The organism is Streptomyces sp. NPDC059455 (genome assembly GCF_042750115.1).
GTDB lineage: Bacteria > Actinomycetota > Actinomycetes > Streptomycetales > Streptomycetaceae > Streptomyces > Streptomyces endocoffeicus.
On the sequence record NZ_JBHYVB010000301.1, the window covers coordinates 5,117 to 9,793 of the forward strand.

The 4,677-nt window shown below is 74.2% G+C and carries 4 protein-coding genes; all 4 read left to right on the top strand.

Going from position 1 to position 4,677, the window contains the following annotated elements; translation table 11 throughout:
- Positions 1-576 precede the first annotated feature (576 nt).
- The 4 genes from ACFXB5_RS49880 to ACFXB5_RS49895 all read left to right on the top strand — a co-directional run bounded on the left by ACFXB5_RS49880 (position 577) and on the right by ACFXB5_RS49895 (position 4,498).
- Positions 577-759 (top strand): Trm112 family protein, encoded by a 183-nt coding sequence (locus tag ACFXB5_RS49880; RefSeq protein WP_037954286.1) that lies wholly within the window; start codon positions 577-579, stop codon positions 757-759.
- Positions 760-860: 101 nt separating this feature from the next.
- Positions 861-2,168, top strand: a complete 1,308-nt coding sequence (locus ACFXB5_RS49885; RefSeq protein ID WP_385221784.1) for an SIS domain-containing protein — start codon at positions 861-863, stop codon at positions 2,166-2,168.
- Positions 2,169-2,271: 103 nt separating this feature from the next.
- Positions 2,272-3,468: a mannose-6-phosphate isomerase, class I gene (gene manA, locus ACFXB5_RS49890; protein ID WP_385221786.1), complete on the top strand. Its 1,197-nt coding sequence runs from the start codon at positions 2,272-2,274 to the stop codon at positions 3,466-3,468.
- A gap of 106 nt (positions 3,469-3,574) precedes the next feature.
- On the top strand, positions 3,575-4,498 hold the full coding sequence (locus ACFXB5_RS49895; RefSeq protein WP_385221789.1) for a cation diffusion facilitator family transporter: 924 nt from the start codon (positions 3,575-3,577) through the stop codon (positions 4,496-4,498).
- The last annotated feature ends 179 nt before the right edge of the window (positions 4,499-4,677 follow it).

The window sequence follows — 4,677 nt, forward strand, 5'->3', positions numbered from 1 at the left end:
CACCGGCCGACCCCCCCCCCCGCCCCCCACCGATCCCGCGGCGGCCGGCCCCCGCCCGCCCCGCACCCCGGGGCCGCCCCACGGGTCCGTCGGGAGGCCCGCGGGTCCTCACGGCTGTCCGTGCTCATGGAGGCCCGTGGCGTCCTTACGAGGCCCCGGCGCTCTGCCGAGGGGGAGGGCCCGCGGCTATCGAGGGGAAGGGCTCGCGGCGCCGTACCGAAGGTCCGCACGCCCTTACGGAGGCTCGCAGTCCCTACCGCCGTCTGTGCGCGGCCTCTGCGGCCGTCCGCGCCCCTACGGGCCCGCAGGAGGTTCGCGGCGCCTCCGCGGAGTTACGGTCGTCAGCGCGCGGCTCCGAAGCCGTGCGCGCCCTGCGGAGATCCGCGCCCTTGCGGAGGCCTGCGGGCCTGTAGGGCCTGTACGGAGGCCCGCGCGCGGGCCGCACGGCGTTCTCGGAGCCCCGGGGGCAGTCCCCGGGGCTCCGGTGTACACCGGCGGCGCCCCGGGCCCGCCCGGCGGTACGCTGACCTCGCCGGACCGATGTCCGGCTGGACCCATACCCGAAGGGACGACCCCATGCCGCTCGAAGCCGGTCTTCTGGAGATCCTCGCCTGCCCGGCGTGCCACGCCCCGCTGCGCGAGGAGCAGTCCCCGGAGACCCTCGAGCTGGTGTGCACGGGCGAGGGGTGCGGTCTCGCGTACCCCGTGCGGGACGGCATCCCCGTGCTGCTCGTCGACGAGGCGCGCCGCCCGGCCTGACCCGCCGGCCCGCCGGGGACCCAGCCCCGCGCGGTCCCACGCGTAAGCCCCGCGCGATCCCACGCGTACCGCCCGCCACGGCGATCGGAGGCCGAAGCACGATGCTCGACGAATCCCTCCTCGACGCCCCAGAGGCCCTCGCCCGCGCGGATACCCGCGGGCTGCTGCGCGGGGCCGCCGAGGCCGGCGCCCGCGTCCGTACCGCCGCCCGGCACGCCGCCGAGGCCGGGATAGGCGACCTCAAGCCGGACGGGCGCCCGCGCGCCGTCATGGTCGCGGGCCCGGGGGCGGCCGGAAGCTGCACCGCCGACCTCCTCGGCGCGCTCAGCGGAGGCAACTGCCCGGTCAGCCTGATCGCGCCCACCGGCGTGGCCCCCGCGCCGGGCGCGCTGCGCTGGACGCTGCCCGGCTGGGCGGGCCCGCTGGACCTGCTGGTCATCGCGACCCCGGACGGCACGGAACCGGGCCTTCCGCGTCTGGTCGAGCAGGCGTACCGCCGTGGCTGCGCCATCGTCTCCGTCGCCCCGGGCCAGTCCCCGCTGGCAGACGCGGTCGCGCAGGCCCGCGGCCTGATGGTGCCGCTGGCCACGGCGCCGAACGGCTCGGCCCCGTACGCCACCGGCGGGTACGGCACCGACCCGTACCGCGCGGACCCGCACGCGCCCGGCGCGCCCGGCACCGAGGACACCGCCCTCGCCGAGGGCGCCCTGGGCGACGCCCCCGCCCCGTACGGGACGCCATCCGTCCCGCAGCCCGTCGAGCCGCCCGGCACCGCCCCCGACGAGATGACCGGTCCCGCGCTGCCCGGCACGCTGTGGGCCCTGCTCACCCCGCTGCTCATGCTGGTCGACCGGATCGGCCTGGTGTCCGCGCCGCCCACGGCGCTGCAGCAGGTGGCCGACCGGCTCGACCAGGTCGCCGAGCGCTGTGGCCCGGCCATCGCCACCTACACCAACCCCGCCAAGACGCTCGCGGCGGAGCTCGCCGGGGCGCTTCCGCTGCTGTGGACCGAGGGCCCGGTCGCCGCCGCGACCGGACGGCGCTTCTCGGGGCTGCTCGCGGCGCTCGCCGGGCGCCCCGCGCTCGTCGCCGAGCTCCCCGGGGCGCTCGCCGCGCATGGTGCGCTGCTGACCGGGGCGTTCGCGGGCGGCGCCGACCCGGACGACTTCTTCCGCGACCGGGTGGAGGAGCCCGAGGCGCTCCGCGCCCGGATCGTGCTGCTCCACGACGAGCCGGTGGGCCCCGTCTCGGCCGTGCCGACCGCCCGGGAGCTCGCGCTGGCGCACGAGACCGCGTTCAGCGAGCTGGAACCGGCCGAGGGCACCCCCCTGGAGAGCGCCGCGGAACTTCTCGCCATCACGGATTTCGCCGCCGTTTACCTCGCGCTCGCTTCGCCGGATAGAACTTGAGGCCGTCAGAGACCTTGAGCGCGACCGTAAGGCCGTACTGAAGGCCGTAAGGCACGCACCACCTGCCCCACGTCCCTCACTGCACAGTCAGGAACCGCACCGCATGGACCGCCTCGTCAACACCGTGCGCCCCTACGCCTGGGGCTCCACCACCGCCATCCCGGAGCTGCTGGGCGTCCGGCCGACCGGGGAGCCGCAGGCCGAGATGTGGATGGGTGCGCACCCCGGGGCGCCGTCCCGGGTCGACCGGGGCGCGGGCTCCGTCGCGCTGTCCGAGGTGATCGCCGCGGACCCCGAGGGCGAGCTCGGCTCGGCCGCCGTAGGGCTCTTCGGGCCCCGGCTGCCGTTCCTGCTGAAGGTGCTGGCCGCCGCCTCGCCGCTGTCGCTCCAGGTTCACCCGGACCTCGCGCAGGCAAAGGAGGGCTTCACGGACGAGGAGGAGCGCGGTGTCCCGGCCGACGCCCCGCACCGCAACTACAAGGACGCCAACCACAAGCCCGAGCTGATATGCGCGCTCACGCCGTTCAACGGGCTGTGCGGCTTCCGCGACCCGAACGAGGCGGCCGAGCTGCTGGCCGCCCTCGAGGTCGACTCGCTCAAGCCGTACGTCGACATCCTGCACGCCCACCCGGAGTCGCACGCCCTGCGCGAGGTGCTGACCGCCGTCCTCACGGCCGACCCGGAGGCGATGACGGAGACCGTAAGGCAGGCGACTGCCGCCGCCGAGCGGCTCGGCGCGCAGGACGGACCGCACGCCCCGGCGTACGCGGCGTACGCCTCCATCGCCCGGCACTACCCGGGCGACCCCGGCGCGATCGCCGCGATGCTGCTCAACTTCGTGACCCTCCAGCCCGGCGAGGCCCTCTACCTCGGCGCCGGCGTACCGCACGCCTATCTCGACGGCCTGGGCGTCGAGATCATGGCCAACTCCGACAATGTGCTGCGCTGCGGGCTGACGCCCAAGCACGTGGACGTCCCCGAGCTGCTGCGCGTCGTCCGCTTCGAGAGCGCCGCCCCCGCCGTGCTGCGGCCCGAAGCGGACCCCTCCGGCGAGGAGCTCTACACCACCCCGATCGACGAGTTCCGGCTCTCCCGCCACGTCCTGGCCGACGGCGCCGCTCCCCGTCCGCTGCCGGCGACCGGCCCGCAGATCCTGCTCTGCGCCTCGGGTGAGGTCTCCCTGCGTGGCGCGGACGGCGAACTCCCGCTGAAGCGCGGGGAGTCGGCCTTCGTACCGGCCGGCGAGGAGGCCGCCCTGAGCGGCGATGGCACTGTGTTCAGGGCCACAGTGACCGCCTGAGGTACGGCCCGCTCGAGGGGCTGGAACAATGGCCCGCCGTGAGGCGGTAAAGCACTGGCAAAGCCTCCGTGAGCTGCCATGTAAGTGGAAGGGAAATTCGGCACATATGAGTGCATCAGGCGGAACCAAGGCGATTGTTGCCGCGCTGGGCGCGAACCTGGCCATCGCCGCAGCCAAGTTCGTGGCGTTCGCCTTCAGCGGCTCGTCGTCGATGCTCGCCGAAGGCGTGCACTCGATCGCCGACTCGGGCAACCAGGGGCTGCTGCTCCTCGGCGGGAAGAAGGCCAAGCGCGAGGCCACCCCCGAGCACCCCTTCGGCTACGGCCGCGAGCGCTACATCTACGGCTTCCTCGTCTCCATCGTGCTGTTCACCATCGGTGGCGTCTTCGCGCTGTACGAGGGCTACGAGAAGATCCAGCATCCCCATGAGCTGGAGCACTGGTACTGGCCGGTCGGAGTGCTCGTCTTCGCGATCATCGCCGAGGGCTTCTCCTTCCGTACGGCCATAAAGGAGTCCAACGAGATCCGCGGCAAGCAGAGCTGGTCCCAGTTCGTCCGCCGCGCCAAGGCCCCCGAGCTCCCCGTCGTCCTCCTGGAGGACTTCGGCGCCCTCGTCGGCCTGGTCCTCGCGCTCGGCGGCGTCGGCCTCACCATGCTGACCGGCGACGGCGTCTGGGACGGCATCGGCACCCTCTGCATCGGCATCCTGCTGGTGGTGATCGCCCTCGTGCTCGCGGCCGAGACCAAGTCGCTGCTGCTGGGCGAGGCGGCCGACGCCACGGAGGTCGCCAAGATCCGCGAAGCCGTCGTGGACGGCGAGACCGTCACCAGCGTGATCCACATGCGTACCCTCCACCTCGGCCCCGAGGAACTGCTGGTCGCCGCCAAGATCGCGGTCCAGCACGACGACACAGCGGTAGAGATCGCCCGCGCGATCGACGCCGCGGAGGCCCGCATCCGCGAGGCAGTCCCGATCGCCCGGGTCATCTACCTGGAACCCGACATCCTCCGAACCTCAACATCCGCCTGAGCGAACGCGACAGACCCGCCCCGCCGTCGGGGGGGGCGGGGCGCGCGCGGGAGTGTGTTCGATTGGGTTGGCGAGGTGGGCGTCGCGGTGGGGGCCCTCCACCGGCGCACCCACCCGCCCCGCCCCCGCCGCGGGCCCTCGTCGCTTGCGCCAGTTGCCCAAGAAGGAGATGTTCATAC

Bases quoted from the DNA above. Each gene is read 5' to 3' on its own strand.
- ACFXB5_RS49880 (WP_037954286.1), top strand. From the start codon at position 577: ATGCCGCTCGAAGCCGGTCTTCTGGAGATCCTCGCCTGCCCGGCGTGC.
- ACFXB5_RS49885 (WP_385221784.1), top strand. From the start codon at position 861: ATGCTCGACGAATCCCTCCTCGACGCCCCAGAGGCCCTCGCCCGCGCG.
- manA (WP_385221786.1), top strand. From the start codon at position 2,272: ATGGACCGCCTCGTCAACACCGTGCGCCCCTACGCCTGGGGCTCCACC.
- ACFXB5_RS49895 (WP_385221789.1), top strand. From the start codon at position 3,575: ATGAGTGCATCAGGCGGAACCAAGGCGATTGTTGCCGCGCTGGGCGCG.